24 protein-coding genes are annotated in these 23,173 nt (G+C 68.8%); 9 read left to right on the top strand and 15 right to left on the bottom strand.

Annotated features, from left to right (window positions below):
• Positions 1-12 precede the first annotated feature (12 nt).
• The 4 genes from pcaH (at position 13) to pcaD (ending at position 3,974) form a co-directional block, all read left to right on the top strand.
• Positions 13-714, top strand: a complete 702-nt coding sequence (pcaH, locus tag E1J61_RS21075; protein WP_133095938.1) for a protocatechuate 3,4-dioxygenase subunit beta — start codon at positions 13-15, stop codon at positions 712-714.
• Between the two features lie 4 nt (positions 715-718).
• Positions 719-1,288 (top strand): protocatechuate 3,4-dioxygenase subunit alpha, encoded by a 570-nt coding sequence (pcaG, locus tag E1J61_RS21070; protein WP_133095937.1) that lies wholly within the window; start codon positions 719-721, stop codon positions 1,286-1,288.
• 94 nt (positions 1,289-1,382) lie between these two features.
• A complete protein-coding gene (locus E1J61_RS21065) occupies positions 1,383-2,771 on the top strand; it encodes a 3-carboxy-cis,cis-muconate cycloisomerase (protein ID WP_133095936.1) in 1,389 nt (462 codons plus the stop codon).
• A gap of 27 nt (positions 2,772-2,798) precedes the next feature.
• A complete protein-coding gene (gene pcaD / locus E1J61_RS21060; RefSeq protein ID WP_133095935.1) occupies positions 2,799-3,974 on the top strand; it encodes a 3-oxoadipate enol-lactonase in 1,176 nt (391 codons plus the stop codon).
• A 4-nt stretch (positions 3,975-3,978) separates the two neighbouring features.
• Here the strand turns inward: pcaD and E1J61_RS21055 are convergent, their stop codons facing one another.
• Entirely contained in the window at positions 3,979-4,866 is an 888-nt protein-coding gene (locus E1J61_RS21055; protein ID WP_133095934.1) for a helix-turn-helix domain-containing protein, read from the bottom strand.
• A 127-nt stretch (positions 4,867-4,993) separates the two neighbouring features.
• Here E1J61_RS21055 and pobA point away from each other — a divergent pair, with 127 nt between their 5' ends.
• Positions 4,994-6,163 (top strand): 4-hydroxybenzoate 3-monooxygenase, encoded by a 1,170-nt coding sequence (gene pobA, locus E1J61_RS21050; RefSeq protein WP_133095933.1) that lies wholly within the window; start codon positions 4,994-4,996, stop codon positions 6,161-6,163.
• A 91-nt stretch (positions 6,164-6,254) separates the two neighbouring features.
• Here pobA and E1J61_RS21045 read toward each other — a convergent pair whose 3' ends face one another.
• A complete protein-coding gene (locus E1J61_RS21045; RefSeq protein WP_133095932.1) occupies positions 6,255-7,169 on the bottom strand; it encodes a sterol desaturase family protein in 915 nt (304 codons plus the stop codon).
• Between the two features lie 252 nt (positions 7,170-7,421).
• On the opposite strand from E1J61_RS21045, the gene E1J61_RS21040 reads away from it, so the two are divergent.
• The 4 genes from E1J61_RS21040 (at position 7,422) to E1J61_RS21025 (ending at position 11,650) form a co-directional block, all read left to right on the top strand.
• Positions 7,422-8,420 carry a hypothetical protein gene (locus E1J61_RS21040; RefSeq protein ID WP_133095931.1) on the top strand — a complete coding sequence of 333 codons (999 nt, stop codon included), beginning with the start codon at positions 7,422-7,424 and terminating at the stop codon, positions 8,418-8,420.
• A 162-nt stretch (positions 8,421-8,582) separates the two neighbouring features.
• Positions 8,583-9,296, top strand: a complete 714-nt coding sequence (locus E1J61_RS21035; RefSeq protein WP_133095930.1) for a response regulator — start codon at positions 8,583-8,585, stop codon at positions 9,294-9,296.
• A 14-nt stretch (positions 9,297-9,310) separates the two neighbouring features.
• Positions 9,311-10,642, top strand: coding sequence for an ATP-binding protein (locus E1J61_RS21030; protein ID WP_133096045.1), 1,332 nt, complete (start codon positions 9,311-9,313; stop codon positions 10,640-10,642).
• Between the two features lie 243 nt (positions 10,643-10,885).
• Entirely contained in the window at positions 10,886-11,650 is a 765-nt protein-coding gene (locus E1J61_RS21025; RefSeq protein ID WP_133095929.1) for a DUF4410 domain-containing protein, read from the top strand.
• Positions 11,651-11,723: 73 nt separating this feature from the next.
• Here E1J61_RS21025 and E1J61_RS21020 read toward each other — a convergent pair whose 3' ends face one another.
• The 13 genes from E1J61_RS21020 to E1J61_RS20960 all read right to left on the bottom strand — a co-directional run bounded on the left by E1J61_RS21020 (position 11,724) and on the right by E1J61_RS20960 (position 23,069).
• Positions 11,724-12,182 carry a potassium channel family protein gene (locus E1J61_RS21020; RefSeq protein ID WP_207951235.1) on the bottom strand — a complete coding sequence of 153 codons (459 nt, stop codon included), beginning with the start codon at positions 12,180-12,182 and terminating at the stop codon, positions 11,724-11,726.
• 50 nt (positions 12,183-12,232) lie between these two features.
• The gene (cobA, locus tag E1J61_RS21015; protein ID WP_133095928.1) at positions 12,233-13,000 is read right to left on the bottom strand and encodes a uroporphyrinogen-III C-methyltransferase; all 768 of its coding nucleotides are present in this window, start codon (positions 12,998-13,000) and stop codon (positions 12,233-12,235) included.
• Between the two features lie 33 nt (positions 13,001-13,033).
• Positions 13,034-14,533: a nitrite reductase gene (locus E1J61_RS21010; RefSeq protein WP_133095927.1), complete on the bottom strand. Its 1,500-nt coding sequence runs from the start codon at positions 14,531-14,533 to the stop codon at positions 13,034-13,036.
• Entirely contained in the window at positions 14,530-15,693 is a 1,164-nt protein-coding gene (nirJ, locus tag E1J61_RS21005; RefSeq protein WP_133095926.1) for a heme d1 biosynthesis radical SAM protein NirJ, read from the bottom strand. The genes E1J61_RS21010 and nirJ overlap by 4 nt, the downstream gene beginning before the upstream one ends.
• On the bottom strand, positions 15,693-16,208 hold the full coding sequence (locus E1J61_RS21000; RefSeq protein ID WP_133096043.1) for an AsnC family transcriptional regulator: 516 nt from the start codon (positions 16,206-16,208) through the stop codon (positions 15,693-15,695). The genes nirJ and E1J61_RS21000 overlap by 1 nt, the downstream gene beginning before the upstream one ends.
• Complete coding sequence (locus E1J61_RS20995; RefSeq protein WP_133095925.1) at positions 16,208-16,708, bottom strand: Lrp/AsnC family transcriptional regulator; 501 nt, start codon at positions 16,706-16,708, stop codon at positions 16,208-16,210. The genes E1J61_RS21000 and E1J61_RS20995 overlap by 1 nt, the downstream gene beginning before the upstream one ends.
• Positions 16,705-17,688 carry an Lrp/AsnC family transcriptional regulator gene (locus E1J61_RS20990; RefSeq protein WP_133095924.1) on the bottom strand — a complete coding sequence of 328 codons (984 nt, stop codon included), beginning with the start codon at positions 17,686-17,688 and terminating at the stop codon, positions 16,705-16,707. Before E1J61_RS20990 ends, E1J61_RS20995 begins: the two co-directional genes overlap by 4 nt.
• Before the next feature lie 8 nt (positions 17,689-17,696).
• Positions 17,697-18,938: a cytochrome D1 domain-containing protein gene (locus tag E1J61_RS20985; protein ID WP_371704616.1), complete on the bottom strand. Its 1,242-nt coding sequence runs from the start codon at positions 18,936-18,938 to the stop codon at positions 17,697-17,699.
• Positions 18,866-19,252, bottom strand: coding sequence for a cytochrome c (locus E1J61_RS20980; RefSeq protein WP_133095923.1), 387 nt, complete (start codon positions 19,250-19,252; stop codon positions 18,866-18,868). Before E1J61_RS20980 ends, E1J61_RS20985 begins: the two co-directional genes overlap by 73 nt.
• Complete coding sequence (locus E1J61_RS20975) at positions 19,234-19,587, bottom strand: c-type cytochrome (RefSeq protein ID WP_133095922.1); 354 nt, start codon at positions 19,585-19,587, stop codon at positions 19,234-19,236. Before E1J61_RS20975 ends, E1J61_RS20980 begins: the two co-directional genes overlap by 19 nt.
• Before the next feature lie 67 nt (positions 19,588-19,654).
• Positions 19,655-21,340 (bottom strand): nitrite reductase, encoded by a 1,686-nt coding sequence (locus E1J61_RS20970; RefSeq protein WP_133095921.1) that lies wholly within the window; start codon positions 21,338-21,340, stop codon positions 19,655-19,657.
• Positions 21,341-21,616: 276 nt separating this feature from the next.
• Complete coding sequence (locus E1J61_RS20965) at positions 21,617-22,042, bottom strand: universal stress protein (protein ID WP_133095920.1); 426 nt, start codon at positions 22,040-22,042, stop codon at positions 21,617-21,619.
• 10 nt (positions 22,043-22,052) lie between these two features.
• Entirely contained in the window at positions 22,053-23,069 is a 1,017-nt protein-coding gene (locus E1J61_RS20960) for a TerC family protein (protein WP_133095919.1), read from the bottom strand.
• Positions 23,070-23,173 lie beyond the last annotated feature (104 nt).

The following is a 23,173-nucleotide window of genomic DNA, read 5'->3' as shown; positions in this document are numbered from 1 at the left end:
GGAGACTGCGCAATGACCCGCCTTGCCCAGTATCGACGTCCCTACTGGGACACCCAGCCCGAATACCGCTTCGACCCCTACGCTTCCACGCAGAAGCGCTCGCCTGGCCAGCCGCTGATTGCGCTGCCGCAGTCGCTGTCCGAAGTGACCGGTCCCACCTTCGGCGCCGAGTTCGTCCGCGAAGGCGATAACGACCTCACCGTCGGCAACGGCGGCGAGCCCATCGGCGAGCGCATCCTCGTGACCGGCCGCGTGCTGGACGAGAATGGCCGGCCGGTGCCGAACGCGCTGATCGAGGTGTGGCAGGCCAACGCGGCCGGCCGCTACGTGCACAAGCGCGACCAGCACGACGCGCCGCTGGACCCGCATTTCTCCGGAGAGGGCCGCACCGTCACCGACGCCAACGGGCACTACCGGTTCAAGACCATCAGGCCCGGCGCCTATCCCTGGCGCAACCACCACAATGCCTGGCGGCCGCAGCATATCCACTTCTCGTTGTTTGGCAATGCCTACGCCACGCGGCTGGTGACGCAGATGTACTTCCCCGGCGATCCGTTGCTGCCGTTCGACCCGATCTTCAACTGCGTGCCGGACGAGAAGGCGCGCGACCGGCTCATCGCCAGCCTCGACTGGGAGACCACCCAGCCCGAATACGCGCTCGGCTACCGTTTCGATATCGTGCTGCGTGGCCGCGATGCCACGCCGATGGAGTAAGACCATGCTTTACGCCACCGCATCCCAGACCGTCGGTCCTTACCTCCATATCGGCCTGAGCGGGCTGAACTGCGCCGACCTGACCGCCAGCGCACCGGCACTGGCCGGCCAGCGCATCGTGATCGAAGGCCGCGTCACCGACGGCAACGGCGAGCCCGTGCCCGACGGCATGGTCGAGATCTGGCAGGCCAATCCCGCCGGCCGCTACCGCCACGCCGAAGACACGCGCGAACTGCCGCTGGTGCCAGGCTTTACCGGCTTCGGCCGCGTGCCGACCGAGGCTGACGGGTCGTTCCGCTTCGTCACCGTCAAGCCGGGCGCCGTACCCGGTGCCGACGGCCGGCCGCAGGCGCCGCACATCATGGTGTCGGTGTTCATGCGCGGGCTGGTCAAGCACGTTGCCACGCGCATGTACTTCCCGGACGAGGCCGCGGCCAATGGGGCCGATCCGGTACTGGCGCTGGTGCCGGCCGAGCGGCGCGGCACGCTGGTTGGCAACGATGCCGGCAATGGCACGCTGCGCTGGGATATCGTGCTGCAAGGCCCGGGCGAGACGGTGTTCTTCGATATCTGACACGCCGCGCCGGCGGCCGGGGACTCTCCCGGGCCGCCGGCGACAAAGCATAATCAGGTGGTCGTCATCGCCACGACCCCTACCGATCGCCCCCATGCCAACCGTCACGCGTCTTACCGATCCCATGTTCGGCAGCCCCGCGGTGCTCGACATCTTCTCCGACGCCGGCACCGTGCAACGCATGCTTGCCGTCGAGGCCGCGCTCGCGCGCGCCGAAGCGCAATGCGGCGTGATCCCGGCCGCTGCCGCGACCGTCATCACCGAAGTCTGCAGCGACGTCGGCGCCATCGACCGCGATGCGCTGGCGCAGGCCGCGGTCGCCGCCGGCAATCTGGCCATTCCGTTTGTCAAACAGCTGACCACCGCCATGGCTGCGCGCGATGCCGATGCGGCGCGCTTCGTGCACTGGGGCGCCACCAGCCAGGACATCATCGACACCGCGCTCGTCCTCCAGCTGCGCGACGCGCTGCGCGTACTCGATGCCGACCTGATACGCCTGGGCGAATCCTGCGCCGCGCTGGCCAGCGCGCACCGCGCCACGCCGATGGTGGCACGCACCTGGCTCCAGCATGCACTGCCGACCACCTTTGGCTGCAAGGCCGCCGGCTGGCTCGACGCGCTGCGCCGCGACCTCGCCCGCCTTGATGCGGCACGCGCGCAGGCCCGCGCGCTGCAGTTCGGCGGCGCCGCGGGCACGCTCGCCAGCCTTGGCGACGCCGCGCCCGGCGTAGCCGCCGCACTGGCCCGCGAGCTGGGCCTGGTCGCACCCGTGCTGCCATGGCATGCGCATCGCGACCGCATGGTCGAAGTGGCCGCCACGCTTGGCATGCTGACCGGCACGCTCGGCAAGATGGCGCGCGACATCTCGCTGCTGATGCAGACCGAGGTGGCGGAAGTGGCCGAGCCCACCGGGCCCGGCCGCGGCGGTTCCAGCACCATGCCGCACAAGCGCAATCCGGTCGGCTGCGCGGCGGTGCTGACGGCATCGGTGCGCGTGCCGCCGCTGGTGGCCACCATGCTGTCGGGCATGGTGCAGGAACACGAGCGCGCGCTTGGTGGCTGGCAGGCAGAATGGGACACGCTGCCGCAGATCGTCACGCTGGCCGCGGGCGCGCTGCGCCAGATGGGCGAGGTGGTGGCGGGGCTGCAGGTCGATGCGGCGCGCATGCGTGGCAATCTCGATCTCACGCATGGGTTGATACTCGGCGAGGCCGCGATGCTGGAGCTCGGCGGCAGGATCGGACGCCTGCAGGCGCACCATCTGGTGGAGCGCGCCTCGCGCCGCGCAGTGGCCGACGGCACCAGCCTGCGCGATGCGCTGGCCCGCACGCTGCAGGAGGAACCCGCCCATGCGGGCTTGCTCGACGACGCCACGCTCGACCGCCTTGCCAACCCCGCCAACTACGCGGGCCAGTCATCGGCTTTTGCGGATGCCGCGGTGCAGGCGTGGCAATCCGCGCTTGCCGGACGTGCCGCACGCTGACTGGCCACGGATTCTCAGGAGACTGCATTGCCCTATCTCGATCACGCCGGTGCCCGGCTCTTCTACACCGTCGACGGCCCCGAGGCCGCGCCGGCCATCATCTTCTCCAACTCGCTCGGCACCGACCACACCATGTGGGAGCCACAGGCCGCCGCGCTGGCCGGGCGCTTTCGCGTGGTGCGCTACGACACGCGCGGCCATGGCCGCTCGACCGCACCCGGCGATGCCTTCACGGTTGAACAACTCGGCCAGGACGTGATCGCCATCCTGGATGCATTGGGCATCGGCCAGGCCGTATTCTGTGGCCTGTCGATGGGCGGCCTGACCGGGATGTGGCTCGGCATCCATGCGCCCGAGCGCTTTTCCCGCATCGTGCTGGCCAATACCGCCGCAAAGATCGGCAACGCGGAGGGATGGAACACTCGCATCGACACCGTGCTGCGCGACGGCATGAGCGTGATGGTCGCGCCTTCGGTCGAGCGCTGGTTCACCCCCGGGTTTGCCGCCACGGCCGACCGCGCGCTGGACGGCCTGCGCAGCGTGCTGGCAGGACTCGATCCACGCGGCTATGCGGCCAGCTGCGCGGCGGTGCGCGACGCCGACTTCCGCGAGACGGTGCCGTCGATCCCGGTGCCGGTACTGGTTGTCGCCGGCAGCCAGGACCCGTCGACCACCGCGCAGGAGGGCCGCGCGCTGGCCGATGCGATTCCCGGCGCGCGTTTCATCGAACTGCCTGCCGCGCATATCTCCAGCTTCGAGCAGCCGGGCCGCTTCACTGCCGCACTGATCGATTTCGTGCGCGGCCGCCTGCCCGTGACCGACGACCACGCGCGCTACGACGCCGGCCTCTCGGTGCGGCGGGAGGTGCTCGGCAGCGCGCATGTCGATCGCTCGCTGGCGCGGCTGACGCCGCTCAACGAAGAATTCCAGAACCTGATCACACGCTACGCCTGGGGTGAGATCTGGACGCGCGAAGGCCTGCCGCGCCATACGCGCAGCCTGCTGACCATCGCCATGATGGTGGCGCTGAACCGCGCGGATGAACTGAAGCTCCATCTGCGCGCCGCCGCCAACAACGGCGTGACGCGCGACGAGATCAAGGAAGTGCTGTTGCAGACGGCGATCTATTGCGGCGTGCCGGCTGCGAATTCGGCCTTCCACATGGCCGAGGAAATCTTCGCCGGGATGGACCAGCCCGCCTGATCCGTCAGCGCACCGCGAACGCCGGCAGCCGCGCCCGCCCCGATTGCCGGAACTCCGTGGGCGCCTGGCCCACCTGCCGCGCGAAGAAGCGCGAGAAATACGCCGCATCGGAAAACCCGAGCGACAGCGCGATGTGCTTGATCTCCAGGTCGCTGAAGAGCAGGTCGCGCTGCGCTTCGGCGAGCACGCGCGCGTGGATCATCTGCAGCGCTGACTGCCCTGAGGCCTGGCGGCACACGCGGTTGAGCTGTGTAGGCGTGATGCCGATGGTGCCGGCATAGTGGCCGATCTCCTTCTGCTCGCGGTAGTCCGATTCCAGCAGTTGCTGGAAGTGCTGAAAGTGCCGCGCCGGGCGGCTGCTGCTGCGCGCGGCGGCCGGCTGATCGGCATTGCCCAGCCGCGCAATGCCGATCAGCACCAGCGTCAGCAGCGCCGACAGCGACGCCCCGCGCCAGGCGGACACCGCTTCCATCTCCCCTCGAAACAGCGCCAGCGCATCCGCCAGCGCGTGCCCGCGCCGCACGCGGTCGTGGCGCGGGTGGTCGAACAGCGGCAGCGCATCCGGCACACCCGCCAGCAGCGTGCGCAGGTGGCTGTCGGTCATGGTGACAACCATGCCGTCAGTGTCCGGCGTAAACACGAAGCCGTGGATGTGCCGCGGCGGCATCGTCACCAGCGAGCCGCCGCGCAACGGCTCGCGGCGTTCCTCGAGCAGGGCTTCCCCGCCACCCGCGTGGATGTACAGAATTTGCAGGAAGCGCTCATGCCGGTGGGGCTTGATCTCCCACCCGTGCAGGCGGCTGCGCGCGGCGATGGACTCGAAATGCAGCTGGTCAGACAGCGGCTCGGACGAATTCACGCCATACAGGGAGTAGGTCGGGACAGGTTTCACGGGGGGCGTCAGTGTTTACCAGCAATGTTCTGATTGTCCTGTCATCGGTTCGGTCTGTCCATTCCGTAGCGGGCCTCCGCCGACTATCGTTAGCGCCGGTAGATCGATATGTACAAGGAGACAAGACATGCGCACCCAGGTTGCCATCATCGGCGCCGGCCCCGCCGGCCTGCTGCTCGGGCAGTTGCTTACCAAGGCGGGCATCGACAACATCATCGTCGAGCAACGCAGCCCGGAATACGTGCTGGGGCGCATCCGCGCCGGCATCCTCGAGAGTGTGACCGTCGATGCGCTGGAGCGCGCGGGCGTGGCGGCGCGGCTGCATGAGGAAGGCCTGGTGCACGACGGCATCGAGCTGTCGTTCGATGGCCAGCGGCATCGGATCGACCTGCACGCGCTGGTCGGCCGCAGCGTGACCGTCTACGGCCAGACCGAGGTCACGCGCGACCTGATGGCGGCGCGGCAGGAAGCGGGCATCACCACGGTCTACGAGGCGCAGGATGTCAGCCTTCATGATTTCGATGGCGCCAGGCCGGTGGTCCGTTACCGCAAGGACGGCGTGGCGCACGAGATCCACTGCGACTACATCGCCGGCTGCGACGGCTTTCATGGCGTCAGCCGCCAGAGCGTGCCGCTTACCGCCACGCAGCTGTTCGAGCGCGTCTATCCGTTCGGCTGGCTTGGCATCCTCTCGGACACGCCGCCGGTGGCGGAGGAACTGATCTATGCCAGCCACGAACGCGGCTTTGCGCTGTGCAGCATGCGCTCGCGCACGCGCAGCCGCTACTACGTACAGGTGCCGTCGAGCGAGCGCGTGGAGGACTGGTCCGATGAACGCTTCTGGGACGAACTGCGTTGCCGCCTCGATCCGCAGTCGGCGCAGTCGCTGGTGACGGGCCCGAGCATCGAGAAAAGCATCGCGCCGCTGCGCAGCTTTGTGTGCGAGCCGATGCGCTTCGGCAACCTGTTCCTGGCCGGCGATGCCGCGCATATCGTGCCGCCCACCGGCGCCAAGGGGCTGAACCTGGCCGCCAGCGACGTGCTGACCCTGGCCGATGGACTGGTCGCCGCCTACCGGCATGACGACAAGCGGGAGCTGGATGCCTATTCGGCGCGCTGCCTGCGCCGCATCTGGAAGGCCGAGCGCTTTTCATGGTGGCTGACTTCGCTGATGCATCGCTTCCCGGCTGCGGATCCGTTTGCGCTGCGCATGCAGCGGGCCGAGCTCGATTACCTGGTGGGTTCGGAAGCGGCGTGCCGGGTGCTGGCGGAGAACTATGTGGGGTTGCCGTACTGAACGGCCAAAACCGGTGCCGCGCGGGGCGTTGTCGGAAGAAAAAATAGAGCGCGGCACTTGCCGCGCTTTCCAACCCTGCATTCCGCAGGTCTTACCTGACTTCTATTGCCACCGCCCGCTCAGCCTGCGCCTGCAGCCGCAGGCTCTCCGTGGTCTGGCCCGACCCATCCGGGGTCCATCCGGGGGGCATCACCAGATAGCCAATCGCATTCAGCAGGCTGCCAGCGTTGAGCATGTCCTTGCCCAGGCCGATCCAGTGCTCGAACTGGTTGACCAGCGGGTTATGCGTGGTGGTCGGGTGGACCAGGCCGTAGCGGCAGGGCTCTGCTGCACGCTCTTCCACATAGGTGCCGAACAGGCGGTCGAAGATGATCAGCACGCCGCCGTAGTTGGCATCGAGGTAGTCGATGTTCGAGGCATGGTGCACGCGGTGCGCCGACGGGGTGTTGAACACGTATTCGAGCCAGCCCAGCTTGGGAATCCAGGTGGTGTGCAGCCAGAACTGGTACAGCAGGTTCAGGCTCACCGTGGCCAGTACCACTTCAGGACGAACGCCCAGGAAGACCAGCGGCGCGAAGAAGATGGCGGTGCCGGTGATCTTGCCGGTCCAGCCGAGGCGATAGGCGGTGCCCAGCGTCAGTTCGTTCGGCGAGTGGTGGACCGCGTGCGTCGCCCAGAAGAAGCGGATGCGGTGCGAGGCGCGGTGGTACCAGTAGTAGCAGAACTCTTGTCCGAGGAAGAGCAGCAGCACTGCGAGCGCGCTGTTGATCTCGACCGTGAAGAGGCGGTGCTGCCAGGCAAACGCAAACACGGGGGCGGCCAGCGACAGGGGCAGCAGCGCCAGCAGCTTGCGGCCAACCAGGTCGGCCAGCGACAGGGTGACTTCATGCCAGGGGTAGGCTTTGCCCTGGCGATTCGCCTTGCGTGCCAGGACGAAGGCTTCGACCAGAGAGACTGCCACGATAAACGCCGTGACGTAGAGGGTGAATCTGCCGAGAATGTGCATGTCAGGTCCAGTGCGGTGAGGTGGGACGCTTGGCTTGCGGGTTGCTGCTTGCTGCGTCGGTGAGGCAAATGTAGTGGCTGGACCCGTGCGGCGCCATCCAGCAATTATTTCGCCGTATGTCATGCCCGGCGGGCCGCGGGCGGTGTAACAGCGCGACATTTTTTCCACCGCGAAAAGCCGCCGTCCCTTTCCTATAGTTCGACCGTCGCCGCGCCACGGAGCGCGGCAAGAAACGAACCGGAAGGACCTGCCATGACGAAACGCCTCAGCAATCTTGCCTCTTCCTTGCACCTGCCCCTGCACCTGCCCCGCGTGCTCGGTATCGCCAGTGGCGCGCTGGTGATCCTGGCGAGCACGCCCGCCTTCGCGGCATTCGGCGGACACAGCACGGCCTATACGCCGCGCGGCACGTTCGAGAGCGGGCATATCGGCGCCTGCGGTGGCGGCAGCTGCTCGCACGCCGGCGGCATCGAGGGCCCGCATGGCGGCCTGGCCACCAATACCGGCACCGTCACGCGCACGGCGCCGGGCCAGTTCAGCAACAGCGGCACCGCCGTCGGCTCCAACGGGCGCTCGGTGCAGCACGACGGCAGCACCAGTTGCGCCGGGGGCACCTGCTCGCACAGCGGCGACCTGACCGGCCCCAACGGCCAGACCGCCACCACTTCCGGCAGCTTGACCCGCGAAGGCGTGGGCCAGTATTCGTCGTCGGGCACCGTCACTGGCGCAAACGGCAATACCTACGGGCATGCCGCCTCGACCAGCTGCGCCGGCTCGACCTGCTACCGCTCCGGCACCGTGACCGGCACGCAGGGCGGCACGGTCGTGCACTCGGGCAGCGCCACCAGCGTGGCGCCCGGCGTGGTGACCACCGGCGGCGGCACTACCGTGGTCCACGGCGCGGCGGTGACGACCGGCGGCACGACCGTCACCACGGTCGGAGCGGTCGGCACTGTGGCTGCCGTCGGCACGGTGGGTACGACCGTGGCGGTCAGCACGCCCCCGGTGGTGGTCACGCCGCCTCCGCCGGCGCCTGTCTACGTGCCGGCCCCTGCGCCCGCCACGGTGTACGTGCCGCCGCCCGCCAAGGTCGTGGTTGCCCCGCCGCCGCCTCCGGTGCGCGTGGTGGTTGCCGCACCGGTGCCGCGCACCGTCTATGTCGCGCCGCGCGCCGTCTACGTGACCCGCCCGCCCGTCATGATCCCCGGCCACTGGGCCGGCGGCGCGTGGGTGCCCGCACACTTGGTCTGAGCACAGCGAGGCGGTTTTCCCTTCGGTATCCCATCGCAAAGCGCCGGTAAATGACCGGCGGGCCTACCGCGCCCCACATGAAGAAGATGATTGCTGTGCTTGTGTTGTGTATTGTTTCTGCAGGCGCCTATGCACAAAGGGCCGCATCGCCGGAGACCCGTGATGGAACAGGTGAACAGGATTGTCGTGCTCGACGACGAAGCCGAGCTGCGCAACATGCTGCAGCGCTTCCTGACCGGGCACGGCTTCCGCGTGCGCGCGGTGGCCGACGGCAAGCAGCTGGACAAGTACCTGCAGCGCGAGCCGCACGACCTGCTGGTGCTCGACCTGATGATGGAGCCCGAGGACGGCCTCACCATCTGCAAGCGCCTTCGGGCAGAGGGCCACACGCTGCCGATCCTGATGCTGACGGCCAAGGGCGATCCGATGGACCGCGTGGCGGGGCTGGAAACCGGCGCCGACGACTACCTCGCCAAGCCCTTCGTACCCGACGAACTGGTGGCGCGCATCCGCGCGCTGCTGCGCCGGCAGAAGATGTCGGCCGGCGATCCCACCGTGACCACGCAGAGGCTGCGCTTCGGCGACTTCACCTTCGATGTCGGCAAGCAGACGCTGCTGCGCGGCGGCGAGCCGGTCGAAGTGCATTCGGCGCAGATGCTGCTGCTGCACGCGCTGGGATCGTCGCCGAACCGCGCGGTCAGCCGCGAGAACCTGCTGGCGCGGGCGCGCGGGCGCGACCATGATGCGCTCGACCGCAGCATCGACGTGCAGATCCTGCGGCTGCGCCAGATCGTCGAAGACGACCCGTCCAAGCCGCGCTTTATCAAGACCGTGTGGGGGGTCGGCTACATGCTGGTCGCCGGCGTGGATTCGTGACCCGTTCGTCGCCCATGCTCAGGCGCCTGCTGCCGCGCTCGCTGCTGGCGCGCAATATCCTGCTGCTGGTAGCGCTGGTGGCCATCACGCAGGCGTGCTCGCTGACGGTGCTGATGCATTACGTGCAGCGCCCGCGCATCGAGCGCGCCGCCATCGTCTTTGCCGACTACGTGCGCACGCTCGACCGCGTGGTGGCGGCAATGCCGCTTGACCCCAGCGGAGCCGCGGCCACGCGCATGGGCGCGCAGGCGCAAGAGCCCGAGCACGCCGCGGCGAAACCCGCGGCCGATCTGCAGCACCTGCTGCGCACCTGGCAACGCGATGTCTTCATGGAGGCGTTGCGGCGCCACCTGCCCGCCGACATGCCGGTGCGATGGCAGGCCGGCGAGGCCGAGCAACTCTGGATCCGCATGCATGTGGGCGGCGAGCCCCGCTGGATCGGCCTGCCGATCAGCGAGGACGTGCGCGCCGGCGGCATTGCCACGGCGCTGGCGCTGTCGACCGCGCTGGCGCTGCTGGCGGCCTTGACCGGCTACCTGATCCAGCGCCACCTGAACCGGCCGCTGCAGGACCTTGCGCGTGCCGCGCAGGACATCTGCGCGGGCTCGACGCCGCCGCCGCTGCCGACCGACGGTCCGACCGAGATCGCCCAGGTCAGCGGCGCCTTCAACCAGATGACGCAGGCGTTGCAGCAGGCCGAGCAGACGCGGGCACTGATGCTGGCGGGAGTCTCGCATGACATCCGCACGCCGCTGACCAAGCTGCGCCTGGCGATGGCCATGTCGATCCCGCGCGGCGCCGACGACGCCTTCGTGGCCTCGGCCGAGGGCTACCTGGACCACATCGAGACGATCCTGCAGCAGTTCATGGACTACGCCGGCAGCGGCGAGAAAGAGCAGCCGCAGCCCGGCGACGTCAACGCGCTGGTGTCACAGCTCGCCGCCGACTTCGCCGGCCTGGGCCATGAGTTCGAGCTGTCGCTGGCGCAATTGCCGCCGGTTCCCTATCGCCCGGTCAGCCTGATGCGGCTGCTGATGAACCTGATGCAGAACGCTGTCGTCTACGGCAAGTCTGGCTTCAGCGTGCGCACGTGGCGCGATGCCGCGTGTGCCTACGTGGCGGTCGGCGATCGCGGCACCGGTATCGCCGCGCACGAGCTGGAGCAGCTCAAGGCGCCCTTCAGCCGCGGCGCCAACGCGCGCGGCCACGCGGGCGGCACCGGGCTCGGGCTGGCCATCGTCGAGCGCATTGCGCGGCTGCACGGCGGCTCGCTGCAGTTCCGCCCGCGCGATGGCGGCGGGCTCGAAGCGGTGGTGGCGCTGCCGCTGCAGGCACCGGCGGCGTAGCGCAGCACCTCGCCGCACCCCGCCGCGCCGTGACATGGCGCGAAATAATTCCCAGATGGCGCTGCGCGCGGGTTTTTCCCATACTTCCGTCACCGCGATGCCGAACGGCAACACACTCGGCAACACCCGAAGCAGGCAACGCGGCAAGAAGCTCCCGATGGTTTGCGATCCCTGATGCAACGATGTCGGTGACAGCTTTTACAGACCACTGACGGCACCACTCGCCAACCCAAAGGAAACGATATGCGCAACGCTCTCCAGACCATCGCCAAGCAAACCAAGCGCCTGACCATCGCCGCACTCGCCGCCACCGCCATGCTCGGCGCCGGCTGCGCCAACGCCGGTGTCACTGGCATCAACCAGGTGGGCCTGATGCAGGCCGTGCACGCCGACGTGATCTACGTCCACGCGTTCGACGCCGATGCCGGGCAGGTGAAGCTTGACGGCGGCCTGGCGCAGAAGGTCAGGATGATGGCCACCGGCGGCTCGTCGGCGAGCGCGCAAGGCCAGACCGCCGCCGAAGCGCGCGAGCAGGTCGCCAACGAGATCGTGCGCGAGCTGCGCGGCATGGGCCTGAACGCGGTGCGTTCCGATGCGCCGGCGCCGGCTGGTGCCAGCGCGCTGATCGTCGAGGGCGATTTCCGCAAGATCGATGAAGGCAGCGGCCGCCGCCGCCTGCTGATCGGCCTGGGTGCGGGCAAGAGCGAAGTCGGCGCCGATGTGCGCATTTCGTACAAGCCCGCCAACGGCGCGCCGATCCCGCTGCAGAGCTTTGTGGCCAGCGCTGATTCGGGCCATGTTCCGGGCGTCGCGGAAACCGCCGGCATCGGTGCCGCGGCCGGGCATGTGGCGATGGCGGCAGCCGGTGGCGCCGGCGTGCACGGCGCCACGGAAATGACGCGCGACTCGATCTCCGCCGATGCCACGCGCCTGGGCAATTCGATCGCCAGCCAGGTCGCGGCCGCGAGCACCGAAGAAGGCTGGCTGACTGCCGCGGCGGCTCGCTAAGCCAACGGCTTGCTCCCCTCTCCCGCGTGCGGGAGAGGGGAGACAACACTGGCAGCTTTTGGCTCTGTCAGCACTATGCGGCCCCGCCTTGCGCGGGGCCTTCGTCTTTCGGGTCGCGCAGCACCTTGCTCACCACCCTGGAAAAGAACGCGAAATACAAGCCGGTCGACAGGCCGCACATCAGGATGCCGGTCAGCGCTTCCACGCTGCCCACCAGGCGCCATTCCTGCGGCAGCACCACGTCGCCATAGCCCGTGGTGGTGTAGGTCACTGCGCTGAAGTACAGGGCCGTACGCAGGTCGGGCATCCCCGCGCGCCAGTAGTAGAACAGGCCCCATGCCGTGATCTGCAGCAGGTGCAGCAGGATCGTGCACGCCGCCAGGCTGATCAGCGCATGCGTGGCGCGCCAGAAGTAGCGCGGCCCCGACGGGATCCGCCACTTGAGCCAGTGAAACGCCGCCAGGATGCCGATCGCGTGGATCGATACACAAAGCGCCATCAATAGAAATGCGGTGAGAGCCTTGATCAGCATAGTTGTGCCTGTTGGTGTGGCGCAACCCGGGCCGGCCGCGCGGCACCATGCTACTCCAGCGGCGCGACGAAGGAGAGCGCCATCGCCGGCGGCATCGCCTCTGCCACCACGCCGCCCACCAGCACCACCGCCGGGCTGGCTAGCCCGGCAGTCAATGCATCGGCCAGCGTTTGCACCGTGCCGGTCCACGAACGCTCTTCCGTGGCGCCGGCATGCATCACCACCGCCGCCGGCATGCCCGCGCGCATGCCGGCCGCCAGCAGCCCGTCGCGTATCGCCGCGAGCCGGCTCATGCCCATGTAGATGACCAGCGTGGTGCCGCCGCGCACCAGCGCGTCCCAGTCCGGCGAGCCGTGTTCGCTGGTGTGCCCGGTAACGAAGGTCACGCCGTGGCAGTGGGCGCGGTGGGTCAGCGCGATGCCCAGCGCCTGCGCCGCCGCCGCGCCGCTGCTGATGCCGTTGACCACTTCCACCGGCACGCCGTGCGCGCGCAGGAAGGCGGCTTCTTCGCCGCCGCGGCCGAACAGCAGCGGATCGCCGCCCTTGACGCGCGCCACGGTGCGGCCGGCCAGCGCATGCTGCAGCGTCAGCTGCTGGATGCGCGCCTGGGTGACCGAGCAGCGGCCGCCACGCTTGCCGACCCACTCGACATGCGTGCCGGGCCGGGCATAGCAGGACATCTCCGGCGAGACCAGGTCATCGACCAGCCATACGTCGGCGGAGCCGAGCGCGCGCACCGCGCGCACCGTGACCAGGTCGGGGCTGCCGGGGCCGGCGCCGACCAGCCAGACCTTGCCGGGCTTGAGGGGAGAGTTCATGCGAGTGACTCCTGCGTGCGTGGCGGCATGGCGTCAATGACTGGTGCCGGCCGAGCGCGTGGTCTTGTTGAAGACGTTGTATTTGCCGATGGGCTTGTCCATCGGGATGCGCTTCACTTCCCGCAGCGTGGCGGCGTCGTAGACCACGATCGCGCCGTCGCGCTCCATCAGGCTGACCAGCACATAGCGCCCGTCGCGCGTGAATTCAACATGCGCGGCGGTGCGGCCGGGGCTGGGCGTGACGCTGCCGGCGACTTGCAGGGTCTGCTTGTCGATCACCTGCAGCGTGTCGCGCCGCGGGCTCATCATTGCGTCCGCCCAGGCGTAGCGGCTGTTCTCGTGGCTGCGAAGGAAGAAGCCGGGGCCGTTGGTCGGGATGGCGGCGACAGCTTTCCAGTCCTGCATGTCGATCACCGGGATGCGCCCCTGCCCGAGGTCGGGCGACGCCATCACTGCATGGCCGCCCCGTTCCCACGTGATGCCGCTGCCGAGGTGGGGCATGCCGCCGAGCGCCAGCGAGGCCACCTTGCGGCCCTGGTCGAGGTCGATCACCTGGCCGCCGCCGCTGCGCGATGCGCCGAGGATATGGCGGTAAGGCTGGTCGAAGAAGAAGTCGTCGAGCACATCGTCCAGCACGATCGCACGCGGCGCCAGCGACGCCAGGGGCTCGCCGGCGGCGTCGGCATACGGGATCTCCCAGACCTCGGCAATGTCCTTCAGCGCCGCGATAAAACTGTGGCGAGGCGCCGCGTCGTAAACCGCCGATACCCGCGAAACGTCGCCACTGAGGCCCTTGACGTCGATCACCCGCTCCAGCGACAGGTCGTCGGCGCGCAGCAGCACCAGCGTGCGCGGCAGCGTATTGCCGGCCAGCACCCAGCGCCCGTCGTCGCTGACGGCAACGTTGCGCGTGTTGATGCCGACGCGGATCTCGGCGACATAGGCCAGGTTCCACAGGTCGTACTTGCTGACCCAGCCGTCGCGGCTTGCCATGTAGACATAGCGGCCATCGCGGCTGAACTTCGGGCCGCCGTGCAAGGCGAAGCGCGTGGCAAAGCGATGGATCGGTGCCAGCCTGTCGCCGTCGAGCACGGTCATGTGATGGCTGCCTGCCTCGACCACCACGAACAGGTTCTGCGGATCGGCGCTGAACACGGGACGCGCCGGCAGCGCGCCGGGTGCATGCATGACCACGTGGCTGGCCCGGATCGCGCCGGCGCCCCATTGCGGCGCGGCGGCCGGTGCCATGCGCAGCCAGCGCGCCAGGGCCTGCAGTTCGGGCGCCGGCAGCGTGGCGCCGAAGGCCGGCATCTGCGTCGCGGCGCGGCCGTCGCGCAGCACGGTGTCGAGTTCGCTGGGGCGCAGCCGCTCCAGGCTTTCCGGCAGCAGCGCGGGGCCCATGCCGCCGAGGCGGTCGGCGCCGTGGCAAGTGGCGCAGTGCTGGCCATAGAACGCGGCAGGATCGTGCGCGAGCGCGGATTGCATCCCGCAAGCGAGCGCCACGGACATGAGCCATCGGGCAAGGCGTGTCATGCCGCCACCTCCGCTTGGGGCGAGGTGGCGATTTCGGTGTCGCTGAGGTAGCAGCCCGGATCTTCCGCCCACGCGTTGCCGGTCAGTGCGAGCGCGCGCACTCGCGTATTGCCGTTGCAGATGGCACGGTGCGCGCAGTCAGCGCAGCGTCCCTGCAACGGGCGCGGCCGGCTGGCCAGCCCCGCCATCAGCGGATCGGCGCGGCTTGCCCAGATCTCGCCAAAAGGCCGTTCGCGCACGTTGCCCAGCGTGACATGCCACCACATCGTGTCGGGATGCACATTGCCGAGGTTGTCGATATTGGCGACACCCACGCCGGTCGCATTGCCGCCCCACTGTTCCAGCCGCTGGCGCATGTCGGCGACGCGGTGCGGGAAGCGCTGCGCGATCCAGTGCAGCAGGTAGACCCCGTCGGCATCGTTGTTGCCGGTGACGAAGTCGCCGGCATGGCCCGCGCGCGTGCGCTGCCAGACATGGTCGAACAGCCAGTCCAGCGCGGCACGCGTGAGCGCATGCCGCGCGTCCTCGGCGCGATGGCTGCGCGCGCGGCCCGCGTAGTTGAAGTGGGACAGGTAAAACTTGTCGATGCCTTCGCGTTCGGCCAGCGCGACCATGTCGGGCAGTTGCGCGGCGTTGGCCTCGGTCAGCGTCATGCGCACGCCGACGCGCAGGCCGGCGGCGCGCGCCACGCGCAGGCCCGCCAGCGCCTGCGCGAAGGCGCCGTCGCTGCGGCGGAAGCGGTCGTGCGTGGCTGGCAGCCCGTCCAGGCTGACGCCGACATAGTCGAAGCCCGTTGCGGCCAGCCGTGCAGCGTGGCCGGCATCGAGCAGCGTGCCGTTGGACGACAGCGACAGGTGGAAGCCGAGCGCGCGCGCATGCGCGGCAATGTCATACACGTCCGGCCGCAGCAGCGGCTCGCCACCGGACAGGATCAACGCGGGCACGCGCGCATCGCGCAATTGCGCCAGCACGCGCAGCGCCTCGGCGGTATCCAGCTCGCCCTTGAAGTCGGTATCGGCCGAGGTGGCATAGCAATGGCGGCAGTTGAGGTTGCAGCGGCGGATCAGGTTCCAGATCACGACCGGCCCGGCGGCCTTGCGGGCAGGCGGCACTGGCCCGGCATCGCGCAGGGCTTCCATGAATCGGGACAGGCGGAACATCAGCGTGGCTCCTGTGGGGCAGCGCCCGCCGGCGGCAGGCGCAGGCCGGTTTTCTTCAGGATGCGGGTGGACCACAGCACGTCATGCGCGCGGCAGGCGTCGCCCAGCAGTGCCGCGATACGGGCTATCTGCGGCGCCGCGTCGGCGCGCGTATGCGCGTGGACCATCGCGAACAGGTTGTAGGGCCAGTGCGGCAAGCGGCGCGGGCGCAGGTAGCAGTGGCTGACGAAGGGCAGCGCACCGACGCGTTCGCCGAGCGCATCGACGCGGGCATCGTCCACGTCCCACACCGTCATGGCGTTGGCGCGCCAGCCCAGCCGGTAGTGGTTTGGCACCGCGCCGATGCGGCGGAGCATGCCGCGCGTCTGCATCGCCGCCAGCCGGGCGATGACTTCGGCTTCTTCGAGGCCCAGCATGGCGGCGACCGCTGCGAACGGCGCCGGCTCTAGCGGCAGGCCGGCCTGGGTGGCGCGGATCAGGGCAAGGTCGATGGCATCGTGGGCGTCGGCGGACATCATGCGGGAAGGTAGAGGTTGACGAAGAATTCGCGCTCCTTGGGAAACGGCAGGATCTCGACGCCTGCCGCGGCGCCGATGCGCGCGAGCGCCGGGGCCACGTCCCCGGCCCGCGCGACCGCCAGCACGAACCACAGGTTCAGGTGGTGGGTGCGCTGGTAGTGGTGCGCGACCTCGGGGAAGGCATTGATCGCGGCGGCCACCGCGTCGAGCCGCTGTTCCGGCGCGTGGCAGGCGCACAGCACGAAGCGGCCGCCCGCGCGCTCGATCTGGTAGAGCGGGCCGAAGCGCGTCAGCACGCCATGGTCGAGCAGCCGGCGCAGCCGCGCCAGCAGTTCGTCCTCCGCGATGCCAAGCGAGGCGGCTGCCTCGGCATAAGGCCGGGGCACCAGCGGCAGGCCCCGCTGCAGCGCGTTGATGATGCGGCGGTCGGTGGCGTCGATGGTGTCGATGGTGTCGAAGGAGTCGGGAAGCGCGGCACCGGAGGCATCGGCTGTCATGCTCGCGCCGCCTCCTGCGTGGCGTAGCGCGTGCCGCGCTGCTTGTAGCAACGGGTGCCGACCAGCACCGCGCCGGGGGTCTGGTCCATCCCCACGGTGGCGCGGATGTCGTCGAGTGCCGGCCGCAGGTCGTGCGCATCGCGCGCATGGATCATCGCGAACAGGTTGAAGGGCCACGCCGGCAGGCGCCGCTCGCGCCGGTAGCACAGCGTCACGCGCGGCTGGCGTGCCAGGCGCAGGCCGATCGCGTCGACGCGGGCGTCCGGCACGTCCCATACGCACATGGCGTTGTGGCGGTAGCCGAAGCGGCCGTGGCGCAGCACTACGCCGAGCCGCCGGATCACGCCCTGCGCCGACCATTGCGCAATCCGCTCCAGCACCCGCGGCATCGGCAGCCGCGTGCGCAGCGCCAGATCATGGAACGGGCGCGGCGTCAGCGGCAGGCCCGCCTCGAGCGCCGCCACCAGGCGCCAGTCATCCGCATCCAGCGTGACAGGCAGCACGGGGGCCGCGACTCGGCGCTGGCGGCGATTGCCAGTACCGAGCGCAAAACCCAGGTCGATGTGGTACTCGCGTGCCATCGGCAGGTCCAGTGGCACCTGCCCCGCCATGTCGGCAATCGCCGCCAGCGTGCGATCCAGCGTGCCGCGCTCGCGCGCGCCCGCGACAAACCACAGGTTGTAGGCGTGGCCGCTGCGCGCGTAGTTGTGGCTGACCGACGCGCAGGTGCTGACGCGCGCGGCCACGCGATCCAGCTGCGCTGTCGGCACGCTCAGCGCGGCCAGCGTGCTGACGCCGATCACATTGGGCGCGAACACGGCGCCGACGCGGCTGATCCGGCCCGCGCCCAGATCGCGCGCCAGCAGCGACAGCAGCGTGTGCTCGCACAGGCCCAGCCCTTGCGCGAGCGCCTGGTAGGGGCGAGGCTGCAGCGGAAAGTCGTGCTGCAGCGTGTCGTACAGGGTGAATTCGTCGAACATGGCGCCGCCTACATGCCGAAGCGCTGTGCCCGCGCGGTGAAGAAGATGCCGCTGGGGTTGTCGGCCGGCAGCGTGGCGATGCGTGCCAGGCTGGCGGTGTCATAGACCTCGACGCGGTTGTCGTCGCGGCAGGACAGCCACAGCGCCTCTCCCTTGGGCGTGAATTCCATGTGCAGGACTCCGCCGCAGGGCCGCAGGGTGCGAATCACCTCGCGCGTGGCGGTGTCGATGACCTGCACCGTGTCGTTGTGCGGGAAGGCGAAGTTGACCCACACCTGCCGGCCGTCCGGGCGTGCCATCACAAAGACCGGCTGGCCGGCCAGCGCCACGCGCGCGGTCTGCTGCCAGCCGCGCGCCGGATCCGCCACCAGCACTTCGTGGCGGCCGATGGCCGGCAGCCATGCCTGGCCCTGCGCCATCGCCCAGCCGCGCAGGTGCGGCATCTTGTAGACCGGCAGCGGCTGGCTGCCGCGCCCGTAGCCCGACAGGACGCGGCGTGCCTGCGGTGGCGTTTGCCACAGGTCGACCAGCGCCAGCCCGTCCTCGCCGAACAGGCCGGCCAGGTACCAGCGTCCATCGGGCGTGACCAGGCCGTCGTACGGCTCGCGCCCGGCCGGCAGGCGCGTCACCTGCGGATGGCGCGGATCGGCGGCATCGATGATCCAGATCTCGCCGGACTCGAACAGGCTGGCGGCAAAGCGCCGGCCCGGCAGGTCGGCCAGGCCCACCACCTTGGCGCGACGCCCGTCCTGGCCGATGGCCGGCAGGTCGGCCAGCGGTTCGAGGGTCTGGGCATCGAACAGCCGGACCCCGCCCGGCGCGTAGTTCTGCGCGGCCACTACGCGGCCATCCTGCGAGATCGCGCCGCCGATGCTGTTGCCGGCTTGCAGGACGCGGTGCGTGATGCGCGCGTCCAGCAAGTCCACGCGCGTGAGCCCGCCGTCGCGGCCGAACACGTAGGCGTAGCGCGCATCGCGCGAGAACACCACGCTGGCGTGCGACAGGTCGCCCAGCCCGTCGACCGTGGCCAGCCGCGTCATGCCGGTGGTTTCCACGATCTGCAGCCGGCCGGCGGCACGTTCCACCACCACGCCGAGATCGCCGGTGCCGCGCACCGCGCTGGCACAGCCGGCCAACAGTGCCGCGGCGCAGGCTAAGGCAGCGGCCAGGCCGCGCATCATCGTGCCGGCGCCGTGGTGACGGGCACGACGGTCGGCGGAGTGCCGGCCCGGAGTCGTTCGATCAGCCATTGGGCTTCATCCTGCGTCATGAAGGGTTGCCAGGGCGGCATGGCGGTGCCGGGCCGCCCGTACAGCACGGTGGCGACGAGGCTCTCGGGCGGCTTGCCCGCCAGCGCCTCGCGCGTCAGCGGCGGACCCAGGCCGCCGCGCAGCGTCATGCCGTGGCAGGCGCCGCAGTCGTCGCGCAGCCAGTGCGCCAGTTGCGCCTGCCGGGTGGGCGTGGGCTGCGCTGACGCCGCTGCCGGCGCGGTCAGCAGCACCGCGGCCAGAACCGTCACCGTGGCGCCACGCCACCCCCGGGGTATCAGAGCGACAGGATCCATTTGGCCAGCGTATTGGCCTCGGCCTCGCTGACCGCGTTGGCCGGCATCGGCATCGCGCCCCACTGGCCGTTGCTGCCCTTCAGGATCGACTGGACCATATGCGGCTGCCCGTCTTTCTTGCCTGCGTACTTGGCCTTGACGTCCTTGAAGGCCGGTCCGATCAGCTTCTTGTCGACGCCGTGGCAGGACAGGCAAGCTTTGCTGGAAGCAAGCTGCTGGCTGGCATGGGCCACGCCGGGTACGGCGGCGCCGAATGACAGGACACAGGCGGCGGCTGCGAGCAGCGCGGGCAGGCGCGCAGGAAGGTGCGCAGTCAGGTGGACGGGGTGCTTCATCTTGATTTCTCCGTTGGGGGAATGGAACCGGGCACCGCACCGAGAGAGCGGTGCGGTGCCGCGGGTATTAGTAGACGTCGTGTTGTGTGTTGTAGGCGTTGAACTTGCCGGTTGGCGTGACCAGGCGCTTGTCCTTGATCACCGTCTTGAGCGTGCGGGTCTTGTCATCGACCACCACCAGCGCGGACTCGCCGTCCTTGGTGCCCCAGACCGAGAACCAGACCTCGTCGCCGGCCTTGTTGTACTCGGCCTGCACCACGCGCTTGGCGCCCGCACCCTTCAGGCCGGCCCAATCGGCGATCGGCAGCACCTTGAAGCCGTCTTCCAGGTTGCGCGTATCGAACACCGCCACGGACTGGTTCAGCTTGGCATCGGGATTCAGCGGCGTATCGACCCAGAGGTTCGAGGACTTGGGATGCGTCTTGATGAACAGCGAGCCGCCGCCCTGGCCCTTGAGCGTCTGCACGACCTTCCAGGCCTGTGCCGGATGGCCGGCGGGATCGGTGCCGATCAGGCTGATGGTCTCGTCGCCCAGGTGGCTGGTGGCCCAGACCGGGCCGAACTTCGGATGCGAGAAATTGGCGCCGCGTCCCGGGTGCGGGGTCTTGCCCACCTCGATCAGTGCGGCGAGCTTGTCTTCCTTGGTGTCGACCACGGCGATCTTGTCGGATGCGTTGGCCGCGACCAGGAAGTAGCGCCCGGTGGAGTCGAAGCCACCGTCATGCAGGAACTTGGCCGAATCGATGGTGGTGGTCTTCAGGTTGGACAGGTCCGAGTAGTTGACCATCAGGATCTTGCCGGTCTCCTTGGCATTGATCACGAACTCGGGGTGGTAATGGCTGGCGACGATCGAGGCAACGCGCGGCTCCGGGTGGTATTCGTTGTCGACGGTCATGCCGCGCGTGGACACCACCTTCAGCGGCTTGAGCGTATCGCCTTCCATGATCACGTACTGCGGCGGCCAGTAGGAGCCCGCCACCGCGTACTTGTCTTCATAGCCCTTGTACTTGGAGGTCTCGACCGAACGCGCCTCCATGCCGATCTTGACCTCGGCGACGATGTCGGGCTTGGGCAGCCACAGGTCGATCAGGTCCAGCCGCGCATCGCGCCCGATCACGTACAGGTAGCGGCCCGACGCTGACATGCGCGAGATGTGCACCGCATAGCCGGTCTTGACGATGTTGATGATCTGCTTGCTGTCGCCGTCGATCAGCGCGACTTCGCCGGCGTCGCGCAGCGTGACCGAGAAGAGGTTGTCCAGGTTGTACTGGTTCATCTTCTTCGTCGGCCGTTGCGCGACCGGCAGGATGTCCTTGCGGCTCTTCTCGATGTCGGCCAGTGAAAACTCCGGCGGCGTCGGCGGATCGAGCTGGATGTAGCGGGCCATCAGGTCGACTTCCTGGTCGGAGAGATCGCCGGAAGTGCCCCAGTTCGGCATGCCGGCCGGGCTGCCGTACTTGATGAAGGTCTTCAGGTATTCGGAGCCGCGCGCGCGGGTGATGTCGGGCGTCAGCGGCTTGCCGGTCGCGCCCTTGCGCAGCACGCCGTGGCAGCCGGCGCAGCGCTCGAAGTAGATCTGCCTGGCATGATCGAACTCGGCGGCGGTGAGGGTGGGGATAGCCGCCTTCCTGTCAGCCTTTGCTTCAGCCTTCGGTGCGGCCTTGGCGGTGTTGGTGGCTGCCTGGGGAAGACCCAGCCAGAGCGAGAGCGGCAGTGCCGCGAATGCGGGGTAAAGCCATTTTCTTGCTTTCATGGTGCCGTGGTTCAGCGGGTTGTGGAAAGCTGTTGTCGCGGTGCTTGTGGGGCGCGAACTGGCACCAGGCGCTTGCAGTGATGATGCGGACACACTGCGAGAAGGGGATTGACTGGCATCAAACGGGGCAGGATGTCATGCAGCGGTTTTTTGCCTGTGGAGAAGACGCGGTTGCGTGCGCGGCAGGCGCGCGCGCTCCCAGCGGCGGCGCCATCGCGTGGAAGCGCTCGCCGCCCTTATGGCTATGGGGCCGTGCCTAGTGGGAACGACGCGCTGCTAATCCTTGATCAGCAGCACAGGACAGTGCGCATGGGCAAGGACCCGCCTTGCCACCGACCCCACGATGGCATCCAGGAATCCGCCCCGGCCATGCGAGCCCATCACGATCAGGCTCGCACCGATCTGGCTCGCATACTCCACGATGCGGGTCGGCGCGAAGCCAGTGAAGCCATGGCGCTCGAACGGGATCCCGGCTTCGCCGAGAATGGTGGCCACCGAGCCCATCGCCTTCTCGTTCTGTTCGCGATGCCAGTCGTCGAGCGTGCGGCGATCGATGAAAGATTTGATGTCGCCGGGCACATCCGGCTCGCAATGCACCACGTGCACGACGAAGTCGCGGGTCAGCAACGGGCTTTGCGCCAGGTAGCGCGCAGCCGCGTCGCTATAGGACGACCCGTCGGTCGCCAGCAGGATCTTGTTCATGGCTTGCTCCTCATGTGCGCCGGTTACCGGCCTCGCGTTCGCGCGGTGCGCCGCCGCGGCCCGGCTCATCGCCCGCCGCGGCGGCTCGCCTGGTCCTGGCCTGGCTGAGCAGGACGGAGACGAACAGCGTCATCGCGACCGCGCCCAGGGACCAGTGCACCGGTACGTGGAACCACGGCTCGACCAGCATCTTGGCGCCGATGAAGGCGAGCACGACGGCAAGGCCGTACTTCAGGTACTGGAAATGCGCCGCCAGGTTGGCGAGCAGGAAATACAGCGCGCGCAGCCCCATGATCGCGAAGATGTTCGACGTGAAGACGATGAAGGGATCGGTGGTCACGGCGAAGATCGCCGGGATGCTGTCGACGGCGAACACCAGGTCGGTGGCCTCCACCATCAGCACCACCACGAACATCGGGGTGGCATAGCGCAGGCCGTCGATGCGCACGAAGAAGCGTTCGCCGTGATACTGCGGGGTGATCCGCATATGCGCGCACAGGAAGCGCACGATGGGATTGCGCGAGAGGTCGGGCGCATGCCTGGACATGAACAGCATCTTGATGCCGGTGATGATGAGGAACACGCCGAACACGTAGAGAATCCAGGCGAACTGGCTGATCAGCCATACGCCCACCAGGATCATCGCGGCGCGCATCAGGATCGCGCCGAGCACGCCAAGCAGCAGCACCCGGCGCTGCAGTTCCGGCGGCACCGCGAAGTAGCTGAAGATCATCGCGAACACGAACATGTTGTCGACCGACAGCGACAGCTCGATCAGGTAGCCGGTGTAGAACTCCAGCACCTTGCGATTGGCGGCGTCGTGGCCGGCGTCCTCGGCCACCACCCACCAGAGCCCGAGGCCGAACAGCGCGGCCAGGGTCATCCAGGTCAGGGTCCAGCCCAGCGCTTCGCGCGAGGAGACGCGGTGCGCATGCCGGCCGCCAAGGACAAAGATGTCCACGAGCAGCGTGCCCAGCACCAGGACAAAAAATCCGGCCCACATCGGGGCGGTGGCAAAGGTTTCCATTGCCTTATGGTGAAACGGCGGGTGAAACGGCGGGTGAAACGGCGGGTGAGACGGCCGGTGAGACGGTCGATGTGACGGTCGGCGGCTCGCGCCCGGTCCGGCCA

This window comes from Cupriavidus sp. L7L (genome assembly GCF_004353535.1).
In the GTDB taxonomy this organism is placed as follows: Bacteria; Pseudomonadota; Gammaproteobacteria; order Burkholderiales; family Burkholderiaceae; genus Cupriavidus; species Cupriavidus oxalaticus_A.
The sequence above is the reverse complement of the archived record's forward strand: the minus strand, read 5'-3'. Positions and strand labels throughout refer to the sequence as shown.